We start from the raw sequence: 23390 nt of genomic DNA on the forward strand, positions 1-23390 counted from the left end.
TTGGCAGATGATTTAGCCCTGATAGTAACGGCATCCTTTTTTGTGAACGAAAGGTTTTAAAAAGCACTTAGCTTATAGTTATGTAGCTTGCATAATAAGAATTGAAAAACTAGAGCTCAAAAAAGATATAGTGGATAGCAGGTAATAGCTTCAAATAATTATTCCTAGCATAGACAAGAAATGGGAGCAATGTATTACCTATTAATTAACCCAAGTAATTGTTCTTCAAAATTAACCGAGAACATATTGGTATTGCTGTTTACAATTTTATTGTTTTTATCTACCAATATGGTTTTTGTCATTGGGTAAATAGCTAAAACATTCGATGCTATTTCTGGACTTTTAAACAGGTATTCGTTTTGATTGTAAAACCCGTTGCTTTTTAGAAGTTTTTTAGACTTTTCTATATTTTCCCCATCCATATTAATGGAGATAAAATTAATCTCAGGATATTTAACTTTTAACTCTCTTATTTTATAATGACTTTCCTTAAAATGGTCAAAATATTTGGAAGACCAAAAGCATAATACGGTAGGAGCATATACTTTTGCGTTAAGTCTATATTCGCTCTCGTTGTAACCAAAAATTTTAATATTTGGTAATTTGTCGCCATTTTTAAGGTTGTTAACAGAGCTTGTAAAACGTAACATGCGCTCTTTTCCTTTTTCACTCTTACTTATGCTTAGGTAGTTTTTTAATAACTCCTTATTATGTTCTATATTTTTACTTTTAGCTAAATAACCAATGGTAAAATGGTAAAGTAAATCGTCCTTAACCTCCGGGTTTAAAATTAAACTATCAATTAATTTGAGTCTGTCTAAATTAAAACACAAGGATTTTTTATCGAAACAGGCATTCTTTTCGTGGGTATCGTGCGTTTTAAGCGATAAGTTGCTTAAATTATAACGTAAAAACTTATTGTAACCATGGTGGTTACTTAAAAAAGAATCGTTGTAATTAATTTCTTTTCGGTAGTTATAAAAATTCTTAGGTAAAGATTTTAAAAGAGCTGCTTTGTTTTCACCAACATGCACAAAAGGATACACCTCTTTACTCAGGTAATATTTATAATCGATATTAGCATGCGCAATTTTTAAAAATAAATCTGACGGATCGTTTTTCTCAACAAAATGGTCTAAACGTTCTGCCTTGGAGTCTCTTAAAGAGTCTGCCTTTTTTTGAAAATCTTCGCCGTTAAGCTGGCAAATTTTAATGATATATTTTTCTTCCTTTTCGTTTTCTATATATTCATTAATAAAGTAATTGTTTTTATCATCGCCTCTACCACTGTAAACAAGTGATTCATCAAAATCTAAAGTATTAAGCCTAAACAATAAGCTGTCTTCGGGTTCTAACAATATTAATTGATATTCGCCACCATGCCTAAACGTGTAAAGCCCTTTGTTTAAATTATCAATTTTATAAAGAAATCTGTTTCTGCCATCTAACTTAACCGTATCAATAATAGTCTCGTCTTTAGATAAAACAATATAGTTTGTATTGGGGTTAATAATCTCGCCACCCAAGTACGCAATATTCAATGCAGATTTCTCGTTGTTTTTTTTACAACTTAATAATGAGATTGAAATAAATAAAATAGTAAAGTAAAACTTCATATAACCCTCAAGCGTATTTGTAATAGCAAAAATATAGCTTGTTATGATAAACTCCTGTTAATGCGTTGTTAAATATTTAGGAATCAAAAAGTCCCATAACTACTTAAAATTTGGGCCGCTATGTTTCGTCTTACCAATGTAATTTTCTACTTTTGCAAAAAATTAAATAGTCCTTTATGTTATCAGTATCAAATCTTTCTGTCCAGTTCGGTAAACGTGTCCTTTTTGATGAAGTAAATACCACTTTTAATAATGGTAATTGCTACGGAATTATTGGCGCCAATGGTTCTGGAAAATCTACATTTTTAAAGATTATCTCTGGGAAGCAAGACCCAACTTCGGGCCATGTTTCTTTAGAAGCAGGAAAGCGTATGTCGGTTTTAGAGCAAAACCATAATTTATATGATGAGAGCACGGTTTTAGAAACTATTTTAATGGGTAACAAACCCTTATTTAAAATTAAAACTGAAATTGATGCCTTATATGCAGATTATACTGATGAGAATGCTGAAAAAATAGGTGAGCTTCAAGTTAAGTTTGAAGAAATGGATGGATGGAATGCAGATAGTAATGCCGCTGCCATGTTATCTAACTTAGGTATAAAAGAAGAGTTTCACCATACTTTAATGGCCGATTTAGATGGTAAACAAAAAGTACGTGTGTTATTAGCACAGGCTTTGTTTGGTAATCCAGATGTATTAATTATGGATGAGCCTACCAACGATTTGGATTACGAAACCATTTCTTGGTTAGAAAACTTTTTAGCTAATTATGATAACTGTGTAATTGTCGTTTCTCACGATAGACACTTTTTAGATGCCGTTTGTACACATATTTCAGATATCGATTTCGGAAAAATAAACCACTATTCTGGTAACTATACATTCTGGTACGAGTCTTCGCAGTTAGCAGCAAGACAACATGCACAACAGAATAAAAAAGCTGAAGAAAAGAAGAAAGAATTAGAAGAATTTATTCGTCGTTTCTCTGCCAACGTTGCAAAAAGTAAGCAAGCAACAAGTAGAAAGAAAATGATCGAAAAACTTAACATAGGCGATATTAGAAGAACCAGTCGTCGTTACCCTGCTATTATTTTCGAGCGCGAAAGAGAAGCTGGAGATCAAATATTAAATATTGAAGGACTTGGTGCTTCTATTGAAGGCGAAGTGTTATTTAAAGATATAGATTTAAACTTGGCCAAAGGCGATAAAGTGGTTGTGTTTTCTAGAGACTCTAGAGCAACAACAGCATTCTATCAAATTTTAAATAATAAAGAACAAGCAGATTCTGGCAAATTTATGTGGGGTGTAACTACCACACAATCATATTTACCATTAGATAATGATGAGTTTTTTAATAACGAGCTAACTTTAATCGATTGGTTACGCCAATACGCAACTACCGAAGAGGAACGCGAAGAAGTAAACATTCGTGGTTTCCTTGGTAAAATGATTTTTAGTGGCGAGGAAGCCTTTAAAAAATCGTCTGTATTATCAGGAGGAGAAAAAGTAAGATGTATGCTATCTAGAATGATGATGATGAGAGCAAACGTTTTACAACTAGACGAGCCAACAAACCACTTAGATTTAGAGAGTATTACAGCATTTAATAACTCCCTTAAAAACTTTAAAGGCACCATATTATTTACAACTCACGATCATGAGTTTGCGCAAACCGTTGCCAATAGAGTAGTGGAGTTAACGCCAAATGGAGTTATAGACCGTTATACCACGTTCGATGAGTATATGCAAGACAAAAAAATCAAGGAGTTACGTAACAAAATGTATGGCGTAACAGTTTAATCTAAAACAAAAATAATTAGGGCGTTACCCGTAAAGGGTCGCGCTTTCCGCTACAAGTCCTCGCACTTCCTATCGTCAGGCAGTGGGCTTTCCACTTCAATCCCTAACGCGGGTTAATCTGCGTACTGGTTTGTAAAAGGTAGGCTACTAGTGTGTTTGTATAGGGGTTTTGCTGTAAAAAAAAGTACAAATAATCAATTATAGAAGAAGTTCAAGGCATAAATCTTAATTTAAAGATTTATGTCTATACATTTTAATTGGTGCGAAATTTTAAACGGATTAGCTTTAATTAGTATTCTAACTCTAGTTCCGATAAGAAGTTTTCAAAAACAGGTTTTGCTCTTTCAAGTTCATCCTCATGTACGTGAATATGCAATATGCCATGAAAAGGAGAGCCTAAACCACCTAATCTAGCGTATTCAGATTCATCTTTAACTATAGCCGAAATATTTAAGTTTTGTAGTTCTTTAAAAATACGTTGTATATCAATAAAATAGCCTGAAAATACTTTAATATAGTTTAACATGGTATAATCTGTAAGAGGGTTTTTTACATGTACGTAATATTAGTAAGGTTTAGATGTTCTAAACCCAAAAGATTACTGATACAAAATAAGTCCTTCCTTTGCAGTATCCAATAATTAAAAAGTTTGTGCTTAGTTGTTTATATTATGGTAATTCTAAATTCAAATTTTTAAGAATAAGCATAGCTTTTTCATGTTCATCCTTATGCACATAAATTTGCTTTAGTAAACTATTGGACATTCCAAAAATAGGTAACAAGCCAGAATCGGTTTGTTCTCTAACCACAGGGATTATATCCTGTTTTTCCAGTTCTAGAATAATTTTTTGAACTTCCATAACTTCACCGGTAAAAATCTTAATATAATTTGAATCTGTCATAGCTTTTGGTGTTTCAATGTGTCTAAATATTTGGCATAACAATACATTATTGCGCAGCGTCAACGTCAAAAATATAGCCAATAAATTATAGCTTTGTATTGTAGTTTAAAAATGTAATTGAATGGCTAATCTAGCTCTAATTCCGAAATTGAATTTGAACTTTCAATAATAGGTTTTGCTCTTTCAAGTTCGTCTTTATGCACGTGGATTTCTTGCAAACCTTGTATAGACGATCCAAAACCTGCTAATCTTCCAGATTCAGATTCATCTTTAATAATGGCGCAAATATTTACTTCTTCAAGTAATTTAAACATGCGTTGTACTTCAATAAAATTCCCAGAGAATACTTTTATGTAGTTCGACATATCTTAAAGGTTAAAAGGTTACCTCTTAAAGATACAATATTTTTAATGCAAAAACCTGTTAATTAAATAATAATTAACAGGTTTTTTTAATAATAATTAGTTGTTATAATTAATTATAGCGTCTGCAATAAACGGCTAAATTATCTTAATTCTGCACCTAATTGATTTTCAAAATTACTTTGTAATTTTTTCATAATCCTATCAATTTGCTTGTCGTTAAGCGTTTTGTTTTCATCTTGTAGCGTAAAACTAACCGCGTAACTCTTTTTACCTTTTGGTAAGTTTTTACCTTGGTAAACATCAAATAAGTTAACAGCTGTAAGCAATTGCTTTTCGGTTTGCTTAGCTATTTTGTAAATAGACTCAAAAGTAACACTGTCGTCTAGCAATAATGCAAAATCGCGACGTACTCCAGGATATTTAGAAATGGCTTTAAACTTAATCTTGTTATGCTTAACTAAATCTAAAATGCTATCCCATTTAAAATCGGCATAGATAACCTCTTGCGCAATATCAAAATGCTTTAATATTGGTTTTTTAATTAAACCAAATTCTACTAATACATTTTTACCAAGACCAAACGTTAAACCTTCGGTAAATAAATCACTTTTAATAGGCGATTCGTTAAACCTAGAAATCCCTAAACGTTCTAAAATAGCAATTATATAACCTTTCATTAAAAAAAAATCGCTCTTTTTACTCGTATCTGTCCAGTTTTCTGAATTTTTATCTCCTGTTATAAAAGCCGATAAATGCTTGTATTCCTCACGCTTATCACCATAACCGTGGTAGGTTTTTCCGAATTCGAACAATTTTAAATCGCCACGTCTTCTATTAATGTTAAACGATACCGCTTCCAAACCAGAAAACAATAAAGATTGTCTCATTACAGACAAGTCGTTACTTAAAGGATTCAGGATAGTAATATTGTGTTCTTCCTTTAATTGCTCGCTTAAAGCGGCATAATTAGGTGTTGTAAGCGAATTTGAAAGTATTTCAAAAAAGCCTTGCGAAGCTAATTGGTTTCCAACAATATTCTGAATTTTATAATCTTCAAAACGAGATGTTGTAGAAATTGATGCGTTAAGTTTTTCGGTAGTTTTAATATTATTATACCCATAAACTCTCAAAATTTCTTCAATAACATCGGCTTCTCTTTCAACATCGTTTCTATACGCAGGAACCGTTAATCCTAGACCAGCTTCGGTAACATTATTTACCTTAATGTCTAAAGAGCTTAATATTTGTTTTATGGTTTCTTTTGGTATTTCTTCTCCAATTAATTTTTCGGTATTATCAAAGCTTAAACGCACTTCAAAATCCTTAATTTTTTTAGGATAGAAATCTAAAATATCACTTGTAATTTCACCGCCAGCAATTTCTTGAATAAGTAATGCGGCACGTTTTAAAGCGTACTCGCAAGTATTTGGGTCTATACCACGCTCAAATCTAAATGACGCATCAGTATTTAAACCATGACGTTTAGCAGATTTTCTAATGCTTACAGGATTAAAATAAGCACTTTCTAAGAAAATATTTGTGGTATGCTCGGTAACTCCAGAATCTAAACCTCCAAAAACACCAGCAATACACATAGGTTTATCGCCATTACAGATCATTAAATCATCTTCGTGTAATTCGCGTTCTACACCATCTAAAGTCACAAATTTAGTGCCTGCAGGCAAGGTTTTAACCTCTATTTTGTTTCCAGAAATTTTTGCAGCATCAAAAGCATGTAAAGGTTGCCCTAAATCGTGTAACACATAATTAGTAGCATCTACAATATTGTTTAAAGGTGTTAAACCAATAGCTTTTAAGCGGTGTTGCAACCAAGCAGGAGACTCGGCTACTTTAATGCCAGAAATAGAAACCCCACAATAACGAGGTGCTAATTCTTTGTCCACCACTTCGATATCCATTTTTAAGGTACGGTTCTCCACATGAAACGCACTAATGGAAGGTGTAATTAATTCTAGGTTAATATCTTTTTGCACCAATCCTGCTTTTAAATCGCGAGCCGTTCCTAGGTGGCTCATTGCATCGGCGCGGTTTGGTGTTAATCCAATTTCGAAAACTTGGTCGTTTTCAATATCAAAAAGATCGGCAACTAAGGTGCCCACTTTAATATCGTTATCTAAAACAAGGATACCGTCGTGCGATTTTCCTAGACCTAATTCATCTTCTGCGCAAATCATACCGTGACTTTCTTCGCCACGAATTTTACCTTTTTTAATGGTCCACGATTCACCTTCTGCGGTATATAAAACCGTACCAATAGTAGCAACAGGTACTTTTTGTCCTGCATCAACATTAGGTGCGCCACATACAATTTGTAAAGGCGCTTCTGCACCAACATTAACCGTGGTAATTTTTAGTTTGTCGGCATTTGGGTGTTTAACACAAGTTAAAACCTCGCCAACAACAACACCTTCTAATCCTCCTTTTACGGATTGATAGGTTTCAATACCTTCAACTTCAAGTCCTAAATCTGTAAGTAGTTCGCTAGTTTGTTCTGGTGTCCAATCTGTTTTTAAAAATTGTTTTAACCAATTGTATGAAATCTTCATAAATCAATGTCCTATTTAAGCGTGCAAAGATAAAATATTGAAGTCAGCATTCAAACAAAGGATGGCATTTTGTTAATATGTTAATTTGGGGTTGGTTTTGTCGGGGTTTAGGGTTGAAAAAAGACTGAATTTGTTCGGTTAAGAATTATAAAGAATAGATGCAAGTTGATAAAGTTGTAATTGAATGATTATTGATGTTTTTAGGTGCAGTTTGGAGTTTTGAAATAACGAAGTTTCGTTTATCGTTTAGTATAAGAGCAGTAGCGAATTTAAAGGCACTTAATTTTCGGATAGTAAGATACCTAATTAAATACAATAGCGGTTTGAGTTTTCACCCAAACCGCTATTGCTTTTATATATTGTTAGGCATTCGTTCTTGTTAATTCTACCGTTTTTAGTAAAATAAGAAGTGAAAATATTACAAAAGATATATAGCACATAGGAATTCCTTCTGCTGTTTTTGGGCATTCGATAATTTTTGAAAATTGCATAATAGAGCCATAGGTTGCAATACTCCACGCAAGCCCTGTAAATATAAAATAAATACGATTGCTCCCTTTGATTAAATGATTGATTAATGGAATTACCAAACAAGCCATAATAATATAGCAAGCAGGTATATTTATAATCTTTGGGCAAATATCCCCATAATCAATTTCTTTGTAGACTAACTCGCCTGCTCCATATATACCGAATAGAAAGATTAGGTAAAGAATATATTTTAATATAGTATTCAATTGGTCCTGTTTTTTATTCTTCAATTTTCGGGGTAATTACTTTTGGAACTACAGTTCTAGAATTTATTTTTATATCATTTAAATTCTGTACGGTTCCGTTTATATATGTTATGTTCACACTTTTAATAGTATCTTTTCCTAAGCCTATATGAATAGTAGCACTTTGGTCAGAAACCAAGCCTTCACCAATTACATAATCTTCTGTTATCATTTTTCCAGACGTTGTAATTACTTTAATTTTAGCACCAATGTTTTCGGAATTTTCGTCAAAAGCTAATTGAAGGTAATTATTTTCACCTCCTTTATTGATAAAGACTTTTGAAGGCCCCGACATGTTTACCCAAACTAAATCTAGATAACCATCTTGGTTAAAGTCACTAACTAATGGTGTAATTGCATAATTCTTGTTTACTACACCACTTTTATCTTCAGTAGCTACAAAAGTATGATCCTCTTTCTGAGTTAAAAAACGTCCTGGTAATTTAAACATTTTATGAGGAGGGAATTCTACATAATTTTCGGCAACAATTAATTCTTGTAAGCCATCATTATTCATGTCTGCCATTACTGCTCCCCAAGAAAATTCAAAATCTGCTACTTTTACTTTATCTGCTACATCTTCAAAAACGAAATTTCCTTTGTTTTCAAAAAATATCCAATCAGAATTAAATTCACTTTCATCTACCTTTCCTCTAGCTAAAAAATGAGGAGCTGAAGAACCAGTATTAGAGAACATAAAGTCTACTTTTCCATCGTTATTGTAATCTCCTACCGCTATACCCATTGGATACGCATAGTAATTGGTAGTTGGATTGGGCATATTTTTAAAGGTTCCATCTCCATTATTTTTATATGTTCTTACTTCGCCTGTATCGTGAGCCACAATTAAATCTAGCCAAGAATCATTGTCTATATCTACAAAAATTCCCATAAAGGTATTGTGTTGGTAGTATAAACCCGATGCTTTGGTTACGTCTGTAAAAGTATTATCACCATTGTTGAGTAGCATTTGACTAACAGCTCCATAGTTTTTACTGAAATTATTTTGACCTACCATTTGTTTTTTTCTAATGTAATTAGAGATAAATATATCAATATCACCATCTTTATCTATGTCTCCTAAGGCAAAACCAAGAGGCGTTGCATTATCTGCTAAACTGTAATCGACCTTTTTAGGTATAAAAACCCCTTGAGTATTATAATATATAGTTATACCGTCTTCACGAGAAACTATTACATCTGAAAAACCATTGTTATCAAAATCTGCAGAGGCAGCACCTAACGTTGTTAAATTGGTTTTTTGAGGTAGATTTACATTTTTGGAAATAGAAACAAAAGCATTGTCTTTATATTCAAATAATTCATCTTGTTGATTAAACCCTCCACCAAAAAACAGTTCATCAACGCCATCATTATTAATGTCAATTAATGTAGATGCTATAACCGGAAGAGACTCTTTACCATTGTGTTGCTGATTAAAATCGATAGGAACCTCACTAAACGTTGGTATTAAACTTTCTTCAATTTCATTATTGTATGGATTGTTTCCATCTGTGCCAAACTTAAATGCAACTAATAGTATTGCCAAAAGAACAATTGCTAAAAGACCAAAAAAAATATACTTTAAAAACTTCATATTTAAATTATTTATAATTTTTACTAAATTGATATAATGATAGGCTAAACAAGATGAAATGGACAACATTCATTGCAATAGGTGCTATATATTTTCCGATGCTAGGAACTACAAAATAAACTGAAAACACTAAAATTAACAATAAAATAGGATTTGTAATAGCCATCCATTTATTATAATAGGTTTTTGATTTTAGAATTGAAATAATAAAAAAGATAGATAAAAGTAAGATTACTACTCTTAACACTTGTACTAAAGACTCACTTAGTAAAGTATAATTCTCTAAAATTTGCGTGTAGATATCAGAATTCATCTGTTCTTTAAGATGAACTATAGTTCCTAAAAAAGCTCTAGATGTTATCCAGAAACCACCTACGGTAAAGGCAATAATACCTAAAGTAAAAACAATGAATGCCCATTTGTTTTCTTTTCCTTTTAACATTTTGTAGATGTGATAATAACCAACAAAGTATAGTGGAGTGCCTATAACGGCCAAAAAATGCCCATATATAAGATTGTTTTGCGGCACAAATGTAAAGAAGTTATAGTTTTCTGCATTACCAATTAATTGATCACTATAGTGTAGTAAAAACTCTCCTAAGCCGACTATTATACTTGCTATTAAACCAAAAATTCCTGTGATAAAAATTAATTGCTTTTCTTTCATTTTCTTACATAATTTTAATATGCTTTATATCTATTTTCGCATTGGTCGAGAGCTCTAATTGATGATTACAAAAAAAAACAAGAAATAATAATTATTCTCGGCTATTGAGATGAGTTATTGAGTACAACCGTTTCATTTTTTTATGATGCCTAACGGTTTTACGGATATGAAATCGTTTTAATGTTTTATATCCGATGATAAACGAAGTTAGCTGAAATTTTTTACAAAGTCAAGTTTTTAAATAGTTGACTTTTCAACAATCTACAACTCCTCCAGCATCAAATTAAAATCGTATTGTAAGTCTTCGTGCAGTTTAGCCATACTTTTTTTGGCTAGAAGTATTTGGCGATTGTACATGTTTTGTAGTTGCGTACTGCGTTTTATGCTAGGTTTAAAGTCTTTTAGTTTTTGGCAGAAATAGAGTAGGAGTTCTACTTCGGTTTCCTTTTTTTGAGAGTAGCGAATAAACTTTTTAACGTTACGGAGTATTTTACGTGCGCTTTTTCTAATATAGAAATAGCTATTGGTATTAATAAGGTCGAATTCCTCGTCCATATAACTTTTAACGGTTTGGATGTAGCCACTTTCGTTGTGCGACTCGAAGAGTAAATAGGTAAGGAGCTCTTTGTTTTCTTTTTTAAATCGGGCTAAACGCAAGCATAGTTCTTGGGTTTCTTTGTGTGAAAGTGTATTGAGTTCTTTCTTTATTTCTGGTAATGGTACAGCTTTCATTTATAAAAGTCGATTTATTAAGACCTAAGTGGTTTGTTGTTAAATACCGATAATGTATTATGTTTAAGAGACCTGCGAGGTTTTTAAAACCTTGTAGGTCTTTTTCCCTGATGTTATAAATATAAAAAAAGGATTGTAAGTATAAGGGTTTGCAGGTGTTAAATAAATAATTGTTGTGTACTTAAGCTAGCGGATAACTGCGCTAGGGATAGCATTGGAAAGCCCACAGCCCGACGTAGGAGGTGCGAGGACTTGTAAAGTATAGCCCGACCCCTGTGGTAGCGCCCAAATTATTTTTAATAACGTGTTACCTTAGTTTAGGGAAATTACTTGGGTTTAGCTCGTGCATAACGCTGTAAATAGCTTCGTAGATATCTTCTGCTGATGGTTTTGAGAAGTAATCGCCATCGTTACCATAAGCTGGCCTGTGTGACTTGGCTGTAATGGTTTTTGGCGAACTGTCTAGATATTGAAATGCGTTTTGCTCGTTTAGAATTTTATCTAAAATATAGGCCGATGCGCCCCCAGGAACATCTTCGTCTATAATAACCACGCGATTTGTTTTTGCGATACTTTTTACGATGTCGTGGTTTAAATCGAAAGGCATTAGGGATTGCACATCTATAACTTCGGCATCGATACCTATAGCCAATAAATCTTTGGCTGTTTGCTCTACAATACGTAATGTAGAACCGTAGGATACTAGGGTGATATCTGTACCTTCTTTTACGGTTTCGACAACGCCAATAGGGGTTTTAAGTGTGCCTAAGTTGTTTGGCATTTTTTCTTTTAGTCTGTATCCATTTAAACATTCTACCACAATTGCAGGATCGTCGCCTAGCAGTAGGGTGTTGTAAAAACCGGCTGCTTTAGTCATGTTTCTAGGCACCAGTAAATTTACACCTTTTACCAAACTAAGTATACCGCCCATTTGCGAACCAGAATGCCAAATACCTTCTAAACGGTGCCCACGAGTTCTTATTATTAACGGTGCTTTTTGCTTGCCTTTTGTACGGTAATGCACGGTGGCTAAATCGTCGCTAATTATTTGTAGGGCGTATAAAATGTAATCGAGGTATTGAATTTCGGCTATTGGACGTAAGCCACGTAACGCCATACCTATACCTTGACCTATAATGGTGGCTTCTCGAATTCCAGAATCGGCCACTCGAAGTTCGCCGTATTTTTCTTGTAAGCCTTCTAAACCTTGGTTTACATCGCCAATGTTACCAGTGTCTTCTCCAAAAACTAAAGCTTCGGGATGGCTACCAAAAATGGCGTCGAAATTATCACGAAGAATAATTCTGCCATCTACTTGTTCGGCATCGTCGTTATATGTGGCTTTTATTTCTTTTATACGCGTGTTTCTACCTTGCGTTTCGGAATATAAATGCGAACTGAATTTAGGTTGTACTTGTTCGAAAATAGAATCTATCCAATTACGAAGTGTTTTCTTTTCTGGAAACGTTTCTTCTACAGTAAAGCGTAATGCTTTACGAGCATGCGATAAGATGTCTTTTCGTGTTGGCTCGTTAATATTTGCTAAACTTTCTTTTAGTTTAGTTATAAATACGCCATTAACGCTATTGGCTGCAACTTGTTTTAATATAGATAGTAATTCTTGTTGTTCCTTTTTTATGGGTCTTAAGAAGGTGTTCCACGCCGATTTTTTGGCTTCTCGAACATCTCGTTTTGCTGCTCTTTCAATTTCTACAATCACCTCGTTTGTAGCGATACCACTTTCTAGAATCCATTCGCGGAATTTAACATTACAATCGTTTTTTGCTTCCCACTCTAAGCGTTCGGCGTTTTTGTAACGCTCATGAGACCCCGAAGTAGAGTGCCCTTGCGGTTGTGTTAATTCTTGTACGTGTATTAAAACGGGTACATGCTCCTCTCGTGCTATGGCAGATGCTTCTTGGTAGGTTTCTATTAAGTTGGCATAATCCCAACCTTTTACACGAAGTATTTCGTAGCCGTTACTATCTTTATCTCTTTGGAATCCTTTTAGAATTTCCGAAATGTTTTCTTTAGTGGTTTGGTATTTGGCATGTACAGATATACCGTAATCATCGTCCCAAACACTAATTACCATAGGCACTTGTAAAACGCCTGCAGCATTTATGGTTTCGAAAAATAAACCTTCACTTGTACTTGCGTTACCAATGGTTCCCCAAGCGACTTCGTTTCCATTTTCAGAAAATTTTGAGGCGTCTATGCCTTTAACATTTCTGAATATTTTTGAGGCTTGTGCTAATCCTAATAAACGCGGCATTTGACCTGCAGTAGGAGAGATGTCGGCACTAGAATTATATTGTTTAGTTAAATCTTTCCAGCTACCGTTATTATTAAGACTGTGCGTAACAAAGTGTCCACCCATTTGGCGGCCAGCAGACATAGGTTCTAGCTCGATATTCGTATTAGCGTATAAACCTGCAAAAAATTGCTCGGGTGTTAACTCGCCAATAGCCATCATAAAGGTTTGATCTCTATAATAACCAGAACGCCAATCGCCTTTTTGAAATGCCTTAGCCATGGCAAGTTGTGGTATTTCTTTACCATCGCCAAAAATACCAAATTTAGCTTTTCCTGTTAAAACCTCCCTTCGGCCAACTAAACTACATTCGCGACTAATCATAGCAGTGCGATAGTCGTTTATTACTTCTGCTTTAAAATCATCGAAAGATAAATTGTTTTCCAAGTTGGTTGCGGGTTGCATAGGTTCATGCTTTTAGTTTTGCGAAAGTAGTCAAAATAGACCTTTTTTGCAATTAATTGCCTTGTTAAAATACTGATAAATTTTTAAAGATGTAATGCTTAACTAGTTTTGTATTGCTAATTATTGACTAATAAAAGCGTTTTATTGATTATTCAATAATTAAAACGATTTAAAACCATCGTCTTCTAAATAGGCCAAGTAAGGCTTGTGGATCTGCTGTAAACTTAATACGTATTTTTTGATCGTATCGTGGTTGACCCATTTCCCAACCTAAATTTGAATAAACAGGTAGGTAAACCTCAAAGTAATCGGTAACTAAATTAATACGAATACCAGAGTCGTAAACAAACTTAGCGGAGTTAAATTTGTTTTTAACCAATCCTATATCGCCATAAGCAAGAATATAGTTCCAGAGTGTTGTACTAGCATTTAATGTTGTGATCCATTGGTTAGCGAATGGCGTTTCTAGTTTAGATTTAAATCCTCCTTCTGCCTCAATGTATTGCTGACTAAAAATACCAGTATCTTCAGAACGTCCTAAATAGTTGTAATCAAAAAGATAATCGGTTGGACGATCTAATGCAAAACTGAAATAATTAGAGCCTAAATTGCTATTGTTTGAAAGGAAAGCTCCTGCAAATGCCCTAATATTTAATTGTCGGTTGCTTTCAAAAAGGCGTCTAAATTCATAATTGAAAGATACTTTACTAAATTTATCGGCAATTTGAAAATCGGTGTTCCACTTACTAAAATTAATAAGATTGTCGTTAGAATGCACGTACCTAATATTAAAAACACTGTAGTTAGGCTCGTTGGAAGCATCAGGATTAGTAAAATCTTGATCTCTGTGAATGTTAACGTGCCTTAAGCTTAAAGCGCGACGTTTATTAGATCTAAAATCACTGTTTTCTCTAAATAGAAACTGTACGGATGGCGTAATTTGCCTAACAAATAAATCTTCTCCAAATGAACTGTATCCTGTAGCTATACCGTAATGTATGGTATATAAATTTTTGTTTTGAATATAATGGGTTTTAAAAACAGAAGCTGCACCAGTTAACGATCTAGATTTAAAAGAATATCGAGGTGCAATTTTGTAATTAAATAGTTTTCTTAAAACGGTTTTGTTATAAATTTTAGCACCAGCAGTAAAACCATCATAAATATTGTTGTACTCTACAATAGGCATAAAAAACACTTGATTGTAATACGGGTCTTCAATATCTTGAAATAACCTAAACTGTAATGGCTTATTGTTAAAAAAGAAGCCTTTTAAAGATTTCCAGTTGTCTCTTAAATTAAACTCAGGTATAGTATTATCGTAGTTTAAAACCATTTTATTGGCTTCTTCTCTTGGTATGGTAATGGTTTTACTACCTTTAATGTTTTCTACCCAGCGTTTAGAAATTACGCTATCGTTATACAAGCTATATAACGAAATAGGCATGCTGTTATCGCCTTTGTTTTTAATGGTTAAGGTAATTGAGTCTTCGGTCTTTTTTAATTTACTAATTTTGAAATCTATTTTTTTTCTACTGTTTACATAGTCATCAAAAAACCAATTGATGTCTTTTTTGGTTTTCGATTTTATATAGGTTTCAAATTCCTTTACTGTGGTTTGTTTAAGTTTATTTTCTTTAACAAAAGTTTCAATACTATGCTCTACAATATCTTGATTTACAAAATCGTCTAGATATTTAAGTCCTACACCAGCTTTATATTTATTAGCTATATTTTTGTTGAATTTTAATAAGGAATCTTTAGCCATGGTTAATGGTTGATCTCGATTCGTTCTAGCCATTAGCATATACGATAACACGTATTTATCGTTAAAACTCATATCGGAAGCATGAAACGATCTTACGCCCCAAAAATTAGCAATACTACCAAGGAATTTCATGTTAGGGTAGTGCCTTTCCACATAATTCATTAGATAATAAATTTGAATACCATCAATTAACCATTGTTCCTTTCTTGGATTTAATAGTAATGTGTTTTCTAAATAATTATGTAATGCGATTTTTAAATATTTTAATTCGTATTGAAAATGATTAGGATATGTTTTTATAAAACTAGGCAGAAAATTTAAGCCGTAAATAGGATCTTTATCATAATCAATTTGAGAAAGTAAAAGTTTTTTATGAGGATATTGTCCGAAGATTTCAAACAGAAACGTTTTTACTTTTTCGTTGATTAAAACCTTTTCTACAATATCAACTTCCTCGTCGTGAATGTTGGAAATTATAGATAATTCGCCGTCCTGTAACGTTTTAAAATCTGAACCTTTAGTTAAAAATAATCTGTTGTTGTTTCTGTTAGATCCTTTTAGGTTAATGATTTGTTTTGTAGGTAGTTGATGTATGTTACTTATATCTAAATCTGAAGTTAATGCGTAGCCATTAGGATACTCAATTTCTAGATTAACATCTGAAATTGGTATGTATAAATCGTCTAAGTTTTTATTGCTATAGTATTGCCATTCTCCATTAAAAACAGCCGGAGAAATATACCAATATCTTAGATTGATATCGCCAGTATCTGTTATACCATAATCGGTAAATTTAGCATTTGGTATTTTTACTAAGTATTCTAAATTTAAGTTGTAGGTACCATTTGGTTTTAGAGGTTCGTTAAGAGCAACTTTAAGAATGTCTATTTGATTTTTAAGCTGTTTAAACTCTACATCTTCGCCATTTTGTTTCATTGAAGTAATAACAGAGAAGCCTCGATCGTCATTTTTAGCAAGATGAAAATTGTTGTTATACTCGTCTGCAATACGAATAGCTAAAGGTGTTTTTTTTGTTGAATAACTATTGTTCCAGTCGTTAAGGTAGATGGTGTCTAATTCGACATTGGTGGTATTTTGATATTGAATGGACTGCGATATTTTTATTTGTTTGTTTTCTATATCGAAAATAGCCTTAACATCCGTTTTGTTTTGAGCAAAACCGTTAAGAGAGAAACACAGTAAAATAAAACAATTAAAAAATCTAATTTTCAAATTTATAAAACATTTTAGGTTAATAGATTTATTTATGGCGCTGCAAGATAGCAAAAATAGGATGGCTTAAAACTTGACATGTTAGTTAATTTATACGTTGTATATGGCGTAACACCGTAGAAAGCCAATACCTAATTTTTTTAGAAATTTGGACTGTAGCCAGACTCTTTATAAAAACTATCTAGAATGGAGATAACCTCATCGGCAGTATCCACAACGTGAATAAGGTCTAAATCTTTTGCGCTTATGTTTCCAAAACCGTCAAGTAAGGTCTTTTTTACCCAGTCCATAAGTCCTTCCCAGAAATCTGTTCCAACTAGAATGATAGGGAATTTTTCACTTTTATTAGTTTGAATAAGAGTTATGGCTTCAAAAAGTTCATCTAAAGTACCAAAACCACCAGGCATCACTACAAAACCTTGCGAGTATTTAACAAACATAACTTTTCTAACAAAAAAGTAATCGAAATCTAAACTTTTATCGCTGTCTATATACGGATTGTCATGCTGCTCGAAAGGTAAATCGATATTTAAACCAACTGATGTTCCGCCACCTAAATGTGCACCTTTATTACCAGCTTCCATAATACCAGGACCACCACCGGTAATAACGCCGTAACCAGCTTCAACTATTTTTGTAGCTACATTTTCAGCTAGTTTATAGTATTTGTTATCAGGCTTTGTTCTGGCAGAACCGAAAATAGAAACACAAGGTCCTATTTTACTCATTTTTTCGAATCCGTTAACAAATTCGCCCATTATTTTAAAAATGGCCCAAGAATCGTTAGTTTTTATTTCATTCCAACCTTTGTGATGCTTTTCTTTTCTCATGTTATGTTTTTTTATTTCCGCGAAAGCGAAAACTTTATTGTTTATATCATTTTTGCCTAAACTCAGGCTCGCTAATTTAATTCTTTTTTAAGGAACTTAGCTGTGTAACTTTTTTTGTGTTTTACAATGTCTTCTGGCGCGCCTTCAACCACTACTTGTCCGCCGCCTTTACCGCCTTCGTAACCAATATCTATAATATGATCTACGGTTTTAATAACATCTAGATTGTGCTCTATAATAAGTACGGTATTGCCTTTATCGGCTAGCTTATTAAGTACAATCATTAAAACTCTTATGTCTTCAAAATGTAAACCTGTTGTAGGTTCATCTAAAATATAAAATGTGTTTCCGGTGTCGCGTTTTGAGAGTTCGGTTGCTAATTTAATACGCTGCGCTTCGCCACCAGAAAGGGTTGTACTTTGTTGCCCTAGCGTGATATAGCCTAAACCGACATCTTTTATGGTTTTTAGTTTTTTATGTATTTTAGGGATATGCTCGAAGAATTCTACAGCTTCGTTCATGGTCATGTTTAATACATCGCTAATGTTTTTGCCTTTGTAGCGAATCTCTAATGTTTCGCGGTTAAAACGTTTTCCTTGGCAAGTTTCGCATTCTACATAAACATCGGGAAGGAAATTCATTTCGATAACACGTAAACCACCACCTTGACAGGTTTCGCAACGACCTCCTTTAACATTAAAACTAAAACGACCTGCTTTGTAGCCTCTAATCATGGCTTCGGGAATTTTAGCAAATAAGGCTCTAATTTCTCCAAAGGTCCCCGTGTATGTTGCAGGATTACTTCGTGGTGTTCTACCTATAGGTGATTGGTTAATGTCGATAACCTTATCTATATGCTCTAAACCTTTTATGCTTTTGTAAGGCATAGGTTTTTTTACGCCATTAAAATAATAAGCGTTTAAAATAGGGTAAAGAGTTTCGTTAATTAATGTGGATTTTCCGCTACCAGAAACACCCGTAATACCAATCATTTTACCTAATGGCAGTTTAACCGATACATTTTTTAGGTTGTTACCCGTACAGCCTTTAATTTCTATAAAGTTGCCATTCCCTTTTCGGCGTTTTTTAGGAATTTCAATTTCTTTTTTACCGTTTAAATAATCGGCCGTTAAGGTGTTATGGGTTTTAAGTTCGTCTGGTGTGCCAATGCTAATAATTTCACCACCGTACTTTCCTGCTTTTGGGCCAATATCAATAACGTAATCGGCACGCTCAATCATGTCTTTATCATGCTCTACAACAATAACCGAGTTTCCAATATCTCTAAGTGAAACTAGAGAGTTTATTAGTTTTTCGTTATCGCGCTGATGCAAACCAATACTAGGTTCGTCTAAAATGTAAAGCACACCAACAAGCTGCGATCCTATTTGTGTGGCCAAACGAATACGTTGTGCCTCGCCACCCGATAAGGATTTTGAGCTACGGTTTAAGGATAAATAATCTAAACCAACATCGAGTAAAAACTGAATTCTAGATTTTATTTCTTTAATAACCTCTTCGCCAATTTTTAATTGTTTTTCTGAAAGGGTTTCGTTTAACGTACTAAACCATTCGGCTAGCTCTACCATATCGGTATTAGCAAGTTCGGCAATATTTTTGTCGTTTATTTTGAAGTAAAGGGATTCTTTTTTTAATCGAGAACCTTCGCAAACCGGACATTCTACTTTGTCCATATAATCTTTAGCCCAACGTTTTAAAGATCTAGATTCGGCTGTGTTATATTGATTTTCAATAAAATTAGCAACGCCTTCAAAGTCTATTTTATAGTCGCGAGTAACACCTAATGTTTTACTTTCAACTGAAAACTTATCATTTCCGCCGTAAAGAATAATATGTTTTGCTTCTTTAGGGATGTCTTTATAAGCATCGGTTAATTTAAAATCGAAACGTTGTGCAATGGTTTCAAGTTGTTTAAAAATCCAACTGTTTTTTTGCGGTCCATGTGGTGCCAAGGCTCCAGCTTTAATAGATAACGAATCGTCTGGAATTATTTTAGCCTCGTTAATTTGATACAGCGTACCAATACCATTACAGTTTGAACAAGCGCCTTTAGGAGAATTGAACGAAAAATTATTTGGTTCTGGGTTGGGATAGGAGATGCCTGAAGTAGGACACATTAAACTTCTACTAAAATAGCGTGTTTCGTTGGTGTCTTGATCGATTACTAAAAGCACATCGTCACCATGATACATGGCTGTGTTAATGGTTTCGGTAAGGCGTTTATCGTTATCTACAGTATCATTAATTACGAGTCTGTCTATAACAATTTCGATATCGTGATTCTTGTAACGGTCTAATTTCATCCCTTTTACAATATCCCGAATCTCGCCATCGGTTCTTACTTTTACAAAGCCTTGTTTGGCTATTTGTTCAAATAATTCGCGATAATGTCCTTTTCTAGAACGTACTACGGGCGATAATATATTGATGCGTTTATCGCTAAAATCTTTAATGATAAGTGCTTTAATTTGCTCATCGCTATAGCTTACCATTTTCTTGCCTGTATTATAGCTGTAGGCATCACTAGCACGTGCAAATAATAGTCTCATAAAATCGTAAATCTCTGTGATAGTTCCTACTGTGGAACGAGGCGATTTACTAGTTGTTTTTTGCTCGATGGCAATTACAGGAGAAAGACCATCGATTTTGTCGACATCCGGACGTTCTAAACCGCCTAGAAACTGTCTGGCGTATGCAGAGAATGTTTCGATGTAACGACGTTGTCCTTCGGCATAAATGGTATCGAAGGCAAGTGAAGATTTTCCACTACCAGATAACCCTGTAATAACTACAAGCTTTTCGCGTGGTATGGATACATCAATATTTTTAAGATTGTGTACGCGTGCTCCTTTAACTTCTATAAAATCTGTGAATTCACTCATAAAATGGCAAAGTTGCGAAGTTACACTTTTTGCGATTAAAAATGAAGTAGGGTTAAGCTGTTGTTTTGTTAAATTCTATTTAAAATGTTTGGGTGTAATAAAGCATGAGAATTATTTGATAGCCATCTTTAAATTCAAAACTTTAAGAAAAGGAGTAAGGTTTAAATATTCGATATTTCTATCGATATTTTCACATCTTCCCACAGTTTGTTTTCATGATATTCCCCACAAATGGTATTGAAAACAGTATATGCATTTTCCCAGTTAAATACATTTAAATCGGGTATGGCACCATCAAGTATAATTTTGTTAGTGTCTAGAGAAACATGTAGTACCACTTGTTGCGATATACCGTTCATGTTAAAAGTTACCCAAGCATTTTCATTGTTGTAACTATCAACTGTACCAGAAATTTGAGCAGTGAAAGCATTGAAAAAGCTAGCTACATTTTGTGTGCGTTCAGGCTCATTTCCAACATTAACAGAGCTTGCATCAATAACCACATTGGCACCGTTTAAAAGATCTATAAGGTCTACAGCACTGCTATTTAGGTTGTAACTTATTACCGTGTTAAAAGTTCCGCTAACACCAGCTCTATTGTCGAAATCGGGATATTTATAAGCTGTCCACGTTACTTTAATAGGATTGTTTTCTTGTGGTGTTTCAGATTGTAAAATGTCTAAAAACGTTTTAAAACTATTTTTTTCCTCTTCTGTTAATTGCTCTTGATCTGCAGGAGGCATTACGATATTGGTAGTCGCATTAATGCGCTCTAACATTTGCGAAATATTCGATTTAGATTTTTCGTAAGAGTCATAACGGTTAGCCCCTTCGGTGTGGTACAAATGACAAGAAATACATTTATTGTCTATAACAGATTTTAATGTAGTCTCATAATAAACCTTAGCTTCGGCATCATTAGATGGATATAATTCATCTGCATGATTACTGGTACAGCTTGTAAATAAGCACAATTGAACTATTGCAATTAAAAATACTATTCTATTATAACGCATTTTACTAAAGCTATTTCGTTAAACATATCATCATAACCACTAAAAACACCTTTAATTTTAACGCTCATGCCTTCTGTTAAGTTTTGTTTGAGATTGCTATTATCGATTTCGCATTTTATACCATCGTTTAAAATTAAAATTGAGGTATTCGTACTTTCTTCAATAAGACTAATTTTTCCTGAAACTGTAATAATTTTATCAAAAAGAGGTGTGCTGGCATTGGCATCCTGATTAAATTTTTCAATAAGTTGAATTGCTGAAAAGGAATAATCTGAGTTAGATGATAAAACATCTTGCTGTGGTTTGTTGTATTGATATGTAGCATAGCAAATTACAGCTATTATAACAACACTTATGAGGGTAATGGCGCGTTTCATCTTTCTAATTATTTGTAAGTAGCATCTATAATAACCTCAATTTCTGGGGCGATTTTATCTTTTACTAAAGCAGGAACTTCTATGTTATAAGCTTCTAAATTAATTGGGAATTTAGATTTTAAGGTTACCGTTTTGTCCTCATTAACTATAATTTCTGCAATAGTATTTAAAGGTTTTGTAACACCATGGAAAATCATTTGACCTTTAATTTCAACGTTTGCGTATGTTTTAGCTTCTGTTAAATCGATATCTTCATTAAAAGTACCTTTAAACTTGGCAGCAGGATATTTTTCAGAATGCACATATTTTTCATTAAAATGTTCTTCCATTAATGCTTTTTCGAATTTAAAAGATTTTAGAAGTACATTAAAAGCAACCGTTTTTTTAGGTAGCAATAATATGCTTGCAACTTGATTGTTTTCGGCATAAATATTTTCTACAGGAGTTTCAGAAAAAAATGAAGCCTTTGCAGTTCTGGTAATTAGTTTGTCTTGAGCAAAAATGACGTTAAAAGCTAGTAATAAAATTAGGGAGGGAAAATGTTTCATATTAATTTTTAATGTTTATTTTTTTTTGAAATTGAAAATTCACGTAATAGGCTAAATCCAAAATTAATTTCTCTATTAAAGAAATCGCCACTTTGGTTAATGGCGAATTTACCCGGATGTAAAGCAAAAGCGTTGGTAAAGTAGAGCTGAAAAACATGACCTCCGGTTTCTATATCGAAACCAACAGAAAGTGTGTTTTTCTTTAACTCGTAAGCATCAAAAGTGTCTAGAGTATCAAAATATTCAATATTTATAGATGTAGAACCCGAAATTAAATAGCGACCACCAATACCAATGGATACTATTGAATTAGGATCGTTAACTGTTTCTGTTAAGTTTCTGTGAATCCAAGTTGGTGAAAGTTGTACCGAGAGTTTTTCGGAAATTTTTCTACTTATTAAAATTTGATTAACATAATCCAATCTGCCATTAAAGTTTTTATTGCGCGCTTCAGGAAAGTATGTTCTAGATTTAATATCTAAACCGCCATAGTAACTAAGTGAAAACGGAAATGTATTTTCACCATAAGTTTGTCGTAGTAAACTTAATTTAATAGAAGTAGAGTAGGTTTTGTCGGGTTTGTTAGATCTTGCTAAACCCAATTGAATAAAGTCGTTAAGACCATATTCAAAGCTAATATTCATGTTGTTGATATTATCTAAACCAAAAAAATTATCAATACCTTTTATTTTACCGAAAACGTGAGAAATTCTAAAATGTAATTGATTTTTTTTAACACGTTCGGTAGATTGCCCTAGCATTAACCGTGTAGATTTAAAAGTAGCAATAACTTCTTTATTTTCTTCAATGGTCATATCATCAAGATCATCGAAAAGTGAGTCAATATCGTCTTCTTGAGGTTTTGTTTGAGAGAATAAATAAAAAGGAACTAAAAAAAGTATTAAAAAAGGTGCTTTTAATTGCATACTGGGAAAAAAAATTAGTGGCAAATATAATAAATGTAAGTATATG

Annotated in this window: 18 protein-coding genes; 1 reads left to right on the forward strand and 17 read right to left on the reverse strand. The window is 33.2% G+C overall.

Translation table 11 applies throughout. The features are described from left to right. Positions 1-194: 194 nt before the first annotated feature. A complete protein-coding gene (locus tag AAFN75_RS14545) occupies positions 195-1616 on the reverse strand; it encodes a TlpA family protein disulfide reductase (protein ID WP_411807017.1) in 1422 nt (473 codons plus the stop codon). 176 nt (positions 1617-1792) lie between these two features. Here AAFN75_RS14545 and AAFN75_RS14550 point away from each other — a divergent pair, with 176 nt between their 5' ends. Beyond that, positions 1793-3418 (forward strand): ABC-F family ATP-binding cassette domain-containing protein, encoded by a 1626-nt coding sequence (locus AAFN75_RS14550; RefSeq protein ID WP_144116048.1) that lies wholly within the window; start codon positions 1793-1795, stop codon positions 3416-3418. Between the two features lie 289 nt (positions 3419-3707). Here the strand turns inward: AAFN75_RS14550 and AAFN75_RS14555 are convergent, their stop codons facing one another. The 16 genes from AAFN75_RS14555 to AAFN75_RS14630 form a co-directional block, all read right to left on the reverse strand. Beyond that, positions 3708-3944, reverse strand: a complete 237-nt coding sequence (locus AAFN75_RS14555; RefSeq protein WP_411807018.1) for a DUF2007 domain-containing protein — start codon at positions 3942-3944, stop codon at positions 3708-3710. A gap of 142 nt (positions 3945-4086) precedes the next feature. Further along, complete coding sequence (locus AAFN75_RS14560) at positions 4087-4320, reverse strand: DUF2007 domain-containing protein (RefSeq protein WP_411807019.1); 234 nt, start codon at positions 4318-4320, stop codon at positions 4087-4089. 125 nt (positions 4321-4445) lie between these two features. Then, the gene (locus tag AAFN75_RS14565) at positions 4446-4685 is read right to left on the reverse strand and encodes a putative signal transducing protein (RefSeq protein ID WP_144116045.1); all 240 of its coding nucleotides are present in this window, start codon (positions 4683-4685) and stop codon (positions 4446-4448) included. A gap of 140 nt (positions 4686-4825) precedes the next feature. Continuing rightward, positions 4826-7252, reverse strand: coding sequence for a phenylalanine--tRNA ligase subunit beta (gene pheT / locus AAFN75_RS14570; protein ID WP_411807021.1), 2427 nt, complete (start codon positions 7250-7252; stop codon positions 4826-4828). Between the two features lie 362 nt (positions 7253-7614). After that, entirely contained in the window at positions 7615-7989 is a 375-nt protein-coding gene (locus AAFN75_RS14575) for a hypothetical protein (protein ID WP_411807022.1), read from the reverse strand. A 13-nt stretch (positions 7990-8002) separates the two neighbouring features. Next, on the reverse strand, positions 8003-9625 hold the full coding sequence (locus AAFN75_RS14580; RefSeq protein ID WP_411807023.1) for a CRTAC1 family protein: 1623 nt from the start codon (positions 9623-9625) through the stop codon (positions 8003-8005). A 7-nt stretch (positions 9626-9632) separates the two neighbouring features. Continuing rightward, a complete protein-coding gene (locus tag AAFN75_RS14585) occupies positions 9633-10292 on the reverse strand; it encodes a DUF6796 family protein (protein WP_411807024.1) in 660 nt (219 codons plus the stop codon). Between the two features lie 261 nt (positions 10293-10553). Beyond that, positions 10554-11024, reverse strand: a complete 471-nt coding sequence (locus tag AAFN75_RS14590) for a hypothetical protein (protein ID WP_411807025.1) — start codon at positions 11022-11024, stop codon at positions 10554-10556. 307 nt (positions 11025-11331) lie between these two features. Then, positions 11332-13743 (reverse strand): thiamine pyrophosphate-dependent enzyme, encoded by a 2412-nt coding sequence (locus tag AAFN75_RS14595; protein WP_411807026.1) that lies wholly within the window; start codon positions 13741-13743, stop codon positions 11332-11334. Positions 13744-13912: 169 nt separating this feature from the next. Continuing rightward, the gene (locus tag AAFN75_RS14600; RefSeq protein WP_411807027.1) at positions 13913-16744 is read right to left on the reverse strand and encodes a metalloprotease; all 2832 of its coding nucleotides are present in this window, start codon (positions 16742-16744) and stop codon (positions 13913-13915) included. A 140-nt stretch (positions 16745-16884) separates the two neighbouring features. Continuing rightward, entirely contained in the window at positions 16885-17574 is a 690-nt protein-coding gene (locus AAFN75_RS14605; protein WP_411807028.1) for a TIGR00730 family Rossman fold protein, read from the reverse strand. A gap of 71 nt (positions 17575-17645) precedes the next feature. After that, complete coding sequence (gene uvrA, locus AAFN75_RS14610; RefSeq protein ID WP_411807029.1) at positions 17646-20477, reverse strand: excinuclease ABC subunit UvrA; 2832 nt, start codon at positions 20475-20477, stop codon at positions 17646-17648. 161 nt (positions 20478-20638) lie between these two features. After that, positions 20639-21493, reverse strand: a complete 855-nt coding sequence (locus tag AAFN75_RS14615; RefSeq protein ID WP_411807030.1) for a hypothetical protein — start codon at positions 21491-21493, stop codon at positions 20639-20641. Continuing rightward, on the reverse strand, positions 21475-21870 hold the full coding sequence (locus AAFN75_RS14620; RefSeq protein WP_411807031.1) for an OB-fold protein: 396 nt from the start codon (positions 21868-21870) through the stop codon (positions 21475-21477). Before AAFN75_RS14620 ends, AAFN75_RS14615 begins: the two co-directional genes overlap by 19 nt. A gap of 8 nt (positions 21871-21878) precedes the next feature. After that, the gene (locus tag AAFN75_RS14625) at positions 21879-22418 is read right to left on the reverse strand and encodes a YceI family protein (RefSeq protein ID WP_411807032.1); all 540 of its coding nucleotides are present in this window, start codon (positions 22416-22418) and stop codon (positions 21879-21881) included. A gap of 8 nt (positions 22419-22426) precedes the next feature. After that, positions 22427-23344, reverse strand: a complete 918-nt coding sequence (locus AAFN75_RS14630; protein ID WP_411807033.1) for a DUF5777 family beta-barrel protein — start codon at positions 23342-23344, stop codon at positions 22427-22429. Between the last annotated feature and the right edge of the window lie 46 nt (positions 23345-23390).

It is taken from the genome of Algibacter sp. AS12 (genome assembly GCF_046736315.1).
In the GTDB taxonomy this organism is placed as follows: Bacteria; Bacteroidota; Bacteroidia; order Flavobacteriales; family Flavobacteriaceae; genus Algibacter_B; species Algibacter_B amylolyticus.

What these genes read in the sequence shown, in the direction of transcription:
- AAFN75_RS14545 (WP_411807017.1), bottom strand. Translation starts at nt 1,616, where the DNA reads ATGAAGTTTTACTTTACTATTTTATTTATTTCAATCTCATTATTAAGT.
- AAFN75_RS14550 (WP_144116048.1), top strand. Translation starts at nt 1,793, where the DNA reads ATGTTATCAGTATCAAATCTTTCTGTCCAGTTCGGTAAACGTGTCCTT.
- AAFN75_RS14555 (WP_411807018.1), bottom strand. Translation starts at nt 3,944, where the DNA reads ATGTTAAACTATATTAAAGTATTTTCAGGCTATTTTATTGATATACAA.
- AAFN75_RS14560 (WP_411807019.1), bottom strand. Translation starts at nt 4,320, where the DNA reads ATGACAGATTCAAATTATATTAAGATTTTTACCGGTGAAGTTATGGAA.
- AAFN75_RS14565 (WP_144116045.1), bottom strand. Translation starts at nt 4,685, where the DNA reads ATGTCGAACTACATAAAAGTATTCTCTGGGAATTTTATTGAAGTACAA.
- pheT (WP_411807021.1), bottom strand. Translation starts at nt 7,252, where the DNA reads ATGAAGATTTCATACAATTGGTTAAAACAATTTTTAAAAACAGATTGG.
- AAFN75_RS14580 (WP_411807023.1), bottom strand. Translation starts at nt 9,625, where the DNA reads ATGAAGTTTTTAAAGTATATTTTTTTTGGTCTTTTAGCAATTGTTCTT.
- AAFN75_RS14585 (WP_411807024.1), bottom strand. Translation starts at nt 10,292, where the DNA reads ATGAAAGAAAAGCAATTAATTTTTATCACAGGAATTTTTGGTTTAATA.
- AAFN75_RS14590 (WP_411807025.1), bottom strand. Translation starts at nt 11,024, where the DNA reads ATGAAAGCTGTACCATTACCAGAAATAAAGAAAGAACTCAATACACTT.
- AAFN75_RS14595 (WP_411807026.1), bottom strand. Translation starts at nt 13,743, where the DNA reads ATGCAACCCGCAACCAACTTGGAAAACAATTTATCTTTCGATGATTTT.
- AAFN75_RS14605 (WP_411807028.1), bottom strand. Translation starts at nt 17,574, where the DNA reads ATGAGAAAAGAAAAGCATCACAAAGGTTGGAATGAAATAAAAACTAAC.
- uvrA (WP_411807029.1), bottom strand. Translation starts at nt 20,477, where the DNA reads ATGAGTGAATTCACAGATTTTATAGAAGTTAAAGGAGCACGCGTACAC.
- AAFN75_RS14615 (WP_411807030.1), bottom strand. Translation starts at nt 21,493, where the DNA reads ATGCGTTATAATAGAATAGTATTTTTAATTGCAATAGTTCAATTGTGC.
- AAFN75_RS14620 (WP_411807031.1), bottom strand. Translation starts at nt 21,870, where the DNA reads ATGAAACGCGCCATTACCCTCATAAGTGTTGTTATAATAGCTGTAATT.
- AAFN75_RS14625 (WP_411807032.1), bottom strand. Translation starts at nt 22,418, where the DNA reads ATGAAACATTTTCCCTCCCTAATTTTATTACTAGCTTTTAACGTCATT.
- AAFN75_RS14630 (WP_411807033.1), bottom strand. Translation starts at nt 23,344, where the DNA reads ATGCAATTAAAAGCACCTTTTTTAATACTTTTTTTAGTTCCTTTTTAT.